A 5,242-nucleotide genomic window follows, 5' to 3' on the forward strand; every position below is an offset into this window, starting at 1 on the left:
CCGGGGCAGCGGGCCGTGCCGGACAAGAGAGACTGACCTGTGTTGTAACATCCGCCGGCCCGCGCCGCGCGCCGCTTTGCGGCATCGCTTGCCAGACCTGCGGCTATAGCGTATGGCCCGGAAATCTTATGCCATACTGTGAGGGCAACTATGTACCGTAATGCAAAAAATGTCGGTTATTATATGATCGGCCAGGGCAGCCTGAGCCAGCTCGGCGACCTTATGGCCCCGCGCCGCAAGGCTGTGTCCGGCCCCGCGGTCTTTTTTCTGGATCATTTTTTTCAGGGCAAGGATCTGGTGGAAAAGCTGCCCGTGGAAAGCGGCGACATGGTGCTCCATATCGACACCGCCGGAGAACCCACCACTGACAGCGTGGACGGCTATACCGCCCAGGTGAAGACCTTTCTGAAAGGCGCGGACCCCTGCGCCCTGGTAGCCCTTGGCGGCGGCTGCGTGCTTGATACCTGCAAGTGCGTGGGCAACCTGCTCACCAATCCCGGCAAGGCTGAAGACTATCAGGGCTGGGACCTTGTAAAAAATCCCGCGCCCTACAAGATCGCCATACCCACCCTGTCGGGCACCGGGTCTGAAACCTCGCGCACCGGCATTATCTGCAATGAGGCAAAAAACATCAAACTGGGCATGAACAGCGACTTTACCATGTTCGACCAGGTGCTGATGGACCCCGACCTCACGGCCAGCGTACCCCGCAACCAGTATTTTTACACCGGCATCGACACCTACATGCATTGCTTTGAGAGCATTACCGGGTCCTACCGCAACGTGGTTGTGGATTCCCTGGCTGAAAAGGCCATTGATCTCTGCAAGCAGGTTTTTCTTTCGCAGGACATGATGAGCGAAGAAAACCGCGAAAAGATGATGATCGCCTCCTACCTGGGCGGCATGGCCGCCGGGTTCGTGGGCGTGGTGCATCCCATTTCCGCCGGGCTGAGCATGGTTTTGCATATGCGCCACGGCATCGCCAACTGCTATTCGCTGTCTGTGCAGGAAGACATCTATCCCGAACAGTACAAGGAATTCATGCTCATGATGGAGCGCCAGGGCATTGACCTGCCCAAGGGCATCTGTCAGGGCCTCACCGACGCGCAGTACGACGCGCTCTACGGGGCCAGCATTGTGCATGAAAAGCCGCTGTCCAACCGCCTTGGGCCGGATTTCAAAAAAATCCTCACCAAGGAAAATGTCATCGGGCGCTTCAAGAGCATGTAGCAGGCGGCACAGCGCCGAACCGTTTTAAAGTGCATTGTTCTAGGGCATTTAACACTTGAAATGCTTGCTTACGGCAGGCAAAAGCCTGCCTGCTCGCATTTCGTGGCAAGGATTTTCAGGAAAATCCTTGCAGAGCAGTTGACTCGTTTCATTCGTAATCTGCTCTAAGATCATACAGTCTGTCGGCGGCGTGGGCGGAGGCTCCGCCGCCGTCAGGCCTTTAGGGCATCTGCCATGAAGCGGCCCGCATATGGGCTGTTTGGCGGGATGTCTGTCTGTGGAGTCTCTGTTTCACGGGCATGCCGGCGCGCAACGCCGTCAGGTTTTTTCCGCCCGGGCAACACCCGCATCAGCCGGTGGCTGACATGCGAAGCGAGGCGCAGCAACGTTCGCAATATTGGCGCGTGCGGGGCCTTGCCCACGTAACGCGGCAACTTCAAGCGCAAGCTGTTTTATGAGGAGTCTCATGGATATCAAGGTCAATTTCAGCGGGCGTGCCATCCGGTACACCGAAGAAGAAATAGCCGTGGTTGTCGAGGCCATGCGCAATGCCGATCCCCTTACCCAGGGGCATCACATGCGCCGGTTTGAAAGCAAGTTCGCGGAGTACCAGGGTGTGCCGCAGGGAACCTGCTTTACCACCATGAACGGCTGCTCCGCCCTGGAGCTTTCAGCCCAGCTCTGCCTGTTTAACGAAGGCGATGAGGTGGTTATTCCTTCCCACACCTTCACGGCCTCTGCCTATCCCTACATCAAGAAGGGCGCCCGACTTGTCTGGGCCGATGTGGACCTGCACAGCCGCGTGGTCACCGCCGAGAGCATTGAAAAAGTGCTTACTCCGCGCACCAGGGCCGTGGTGGTCGTGCATCTTTACGGCTATGTGGCCGACATGCCCGCCATTGCCGCCCTGTGCAAAGAGCGCGGCCTTATCCTTATCGAGGATGCCGCCCAGGCCATCGGGGCCGAAGTGGACGGCATCAAGGCCGGAGCCTTCGGGGATATGGGGGTCTTTTCGTTCCATTCGCATAAAAACCTGACCACCCTTGGCGAAGGCGGCATGCTGTATGTGCGCGACCCCAGGCTGGCGGGCATGGTTCCCACCCTGCGCCACAACGGGCATTGCGCTTTTGATTTTGAGCGCCCCGACTATTGGAAGCCCGCCATGGGCAACGTGGATATGCCCATTATCGACGGCCGCATGGTGCCGCCCAACAACTACTGCCTTGGTGAAGTGGAATGCGCCCTGGGGGCCAAGCTGCTGGAGCGCATTGACGAGATCAACGAGCAGAAGCGCAGCCGCGCCCTGGGTTTCATTGATGCCCTGACGGACTTTCCCGAACTGGAATTCCATCGGGTCGACAGCCCCCGCCACAACTACCACCTGCTTGCGGCCCGCATGACCACGGGTGTAGAGGCGCGAGACCGCTTCATGCGCGCCATGTTCAATGAAAAGGGCGTCAAATGCGTGGTGCAGTACATTCCGCTGGACAGGTACGATTATTACCGCCGTCTGGGAATGGGCGAAGCCTGCTGCCCCAATGCGGACCTGTTCTTTGACACCATGATTTCCTTCCCCTTCCAGCACTGGCTGACCGGGGAAGAGTTTGACTACATGCTGGCTTCCACCCGCGAGGTGCTGGCGAGCCTGCGCTGAGACGGCGTGTTTGCCGTCCGGTCGCGTCAGCAGAGCAATTTCACTTTGAAATTGCTCTAACGGCGCAGGCCGGGAATGGTGCTCAAGGGTACTGACCCGGCCTGCGCCGCTGTGCCTTGTGAGTCGGCGGGCCGCCCGAGCGGGATGAGGAAAGCGCATGGCGCTCATGTCCCGGCAGAGGCTACAGCCATGTGCGCCCCCCGCGCATGACCACTTCGGAACTATCGTGAAAGAACGCTGCATTGTCATACCGGCCATCAAAAAAAATGCCGTTATTCCTGACCAGCTTGTCAAAAAGCTGGCCGGGGTGACGCTTGTGCAGCGGGCCATCAATACGGCGCGGAGCGTTCTGCCCGGCGAAGATATCATGGTGCTCACCGACAGCCAGGAAATATCCCTCATCTGCGAACGCGCGGGCGTGGGATTTCGCCGCAATAAGGACATACATTTCACCACGCTGGACATCGTGAATGAAATGCGCGTCTTGCTGGAAGAACTGGCGGAACAGTACGAGCACTGCATTATTTTGCGCGCATCATGCCCGTTGCTCACCTGGGTGGACGTGGAAGACGCCTGGAAGAAGTATCGCGAGGCGGACGCCGACAGCCTTGTGACCGTGAAAAGCGTGCGTCAGCGCATCTGGAACATGCATGGCGAGGGGCTTGAAGACCTGCTGGATGACGAGACGGAGCACAGGGGCGAAAAAACCCTTGTGGTTGAAAGCCGCGCGTTGATCATGCTGCGTCTTTCGCGTCTGCTGGACCGGGACCGCCAGCAGGGGCGCGGTCGCGTCATTCCCTATTTTCTCAACGACAGGGCCATTGAAATACAGGGCTATCAGGACTGGTGGATATGCGAACGCCTGCTTGAGCGGCGGCATGTGGTCTTTGTGGTGGCGGGCTGGCCCGCCATCGGCATGGGGCACGTGTTTCGGGCGCTCATGCTGGCGCACGAGATTACAAGCCATCGGGTCAGCTTTGTCTGCACCCGCGAAAGCGAACTGGCCGTTGAAAGCATCGCCCGCAAGGATTACCGGATCGTCCGCCAGGGGCAGGAAGACCTGGCAGACACCGTGCTGGCCCTGAACCCGGATCTGGTGGTCAATGATATCCTCAACACCACCACGGCCTACATGAAGCGTCTTGTGGCCGCCGGGGCGCGTTGCGTAAACTTTGAGGACGAAGGGCCGGGGGCTTCGCTGGCGCGCCTTGTGGTCAATGCCCTGTACGAAGGGGAAAGCACGGACCGTCTGTGCAGCGGGCCGGATTTTTTCTGCCTGCGTGACGAGTTTGTCAACGCGGCGCGCAATCCCTTCCGGCCTGAGGTCAAAACCGTGCTTATCACCTTTGGCGGCACAGATCAGCATGACTGCTCGCGCCGGGTGCTGGACATCATCGAGCCGATCTGCCGTGCCTACGGAATTGCTGTCCGGCTGGTCGCCGGACCCGGCTACGCCCACAAGGACGCTATGGAAGCGCATCTGAAAAAGCTGGATAATCCGCTGGTGACCTTTACCTGGGCCACCAACGTCATGAGCCGCATGATGGAAGGCGCGGACCTCGCCATCTGTTCCGCTGGGCGCACGGTTTACGAACTGGCGCACATGCGCGTGCCTGCCCTTGTGCTGGCAACGCACGAGCGCGAGGCGCGCCATACCTTTGCCCGGCCGCGCCACGGTTTTGCCTTTGTGGGCATTATGGATCGTGTCAGCGACGGCAGAATCCGCAACACCTTTCTGGCGATGCTGAAAAATCCGCGCCGTGAGCGCTTCTGGCTGCGACAGGACAGCATGGACTTTACGGTCAACAAGAACCGCGTGGTGCGGCGCATGCTGGGTTTGCTCAACGAGCGGCCCTAGCACATGTACGTTTTTCAAAGTCGGTATGCTCTGAAATTTTTATTTCAGGCTGTTGCAGGGGGCGGGTATGGAAATAGAAGCCGCGCCTCCCGGCCTGCCGTCTCAAGGGTGCTCTGCTCCAGGGGCAGAGCGCCGTGCGTTTCAGGAATCCCCACTATCGCCGGACGCGGCGGAGGAAAATATGACCAGTAAAGGCAAGGTTGTCGCCATTATTCAGGCCCGGCTGGGTTCCAGCCGCCTGCCGCTGAAATCTCTGCTCTGCCTGCGTGATCTGCCGGTTATCGACTGGGTGACCCGCCGTCTGGGCGCGGCGAGCCGTCTGGACGGCATCATGGTGGCCGTGCCTGACACCCCGCTGGACGTGGTGCTGCTATCATGTCTCTGTACATAGATATTTCCTGAGTTGAAAATTTCTGTCCCCTGATTTTCCCAATTCATTTAAAAACAGGTCGTAAGCCGCGCCTTCATCAATTTTTCTGGGATGATGCTGAGACGCCTGC

The 5,242-nt window shown here is 59.0% G+C and carries 4 protein-coding genes; all 4 read left to right on the forward strand.

Annotated elements, in window-relative coordinates; genetic code table 11:
• The first annotated feature begins 150 nt into the window (after nt 1-150).
• The 4 genes from V6C07_RS12995 to V6C07_RS13010 all read left to right on the forward strand — a co-directional run bounded on the left by V6C07_RS12995 (nt 151) and on the right by V6C07_RS13010 (nt 5,133).
• Nucleotides 151-1,230: an iron-containing alcohol dehydrogenase family protein gene (locus V6C07_RS12995; RefSeq protein ID WP_333536899.1), complete on the forward strand. Its 1,080-nt coding sequence runs from the start codon at nt 151-153 to the stop codon at nt 1,228-1,230.
• 466 nt (nt 1,231-1,696) lie between these two features.
• Entirely contained in the window at nt 1,697-2,884 is a 1,188-nt protein-coding gene (locus tag V6C07_RS13000; RefSeq protein WP_333536900.1) for a DegT/DnrJ/EryC1/StrS family aminotransferase, read from the forward strand.
• Between the two features lie 226 nt (nt 2,885-3,110).
• On the forward strand, nt 3,111-4,742 hold the full coding sequence (locus V6C07_RS13005; RefSeq protein WP_333536901.1) for a cytidylyltransferase domain-containing protein: 1,632 nt from the start codon (nt 3,111-3,113) through the stop codon (nt 4,740-4,742).
• Between the two features lie 67 nt (nt 4,743-4,809).
• Entirely contained in the window at nt 4,810-5,133 is a 324-nt protein-coding gene (locus tag V6C07_RS13010; RefSeq protein ID WP_333536902.1) for a cytidylyltransferase domain-containing protein, read from the forward strand.
• Nucleotides 5,134-5,242 lie beyond the last annotated feature (109 nt).

This window comes from Desulfovibrio sp. 1214_IL3152, assembly GCF_036763055.1.
GTDB lineage: Bacteria > Desulfobacterota > Desulfovibrionia > Desulfovibrionales > Desulfovibrionaceae > Desulfovibrio.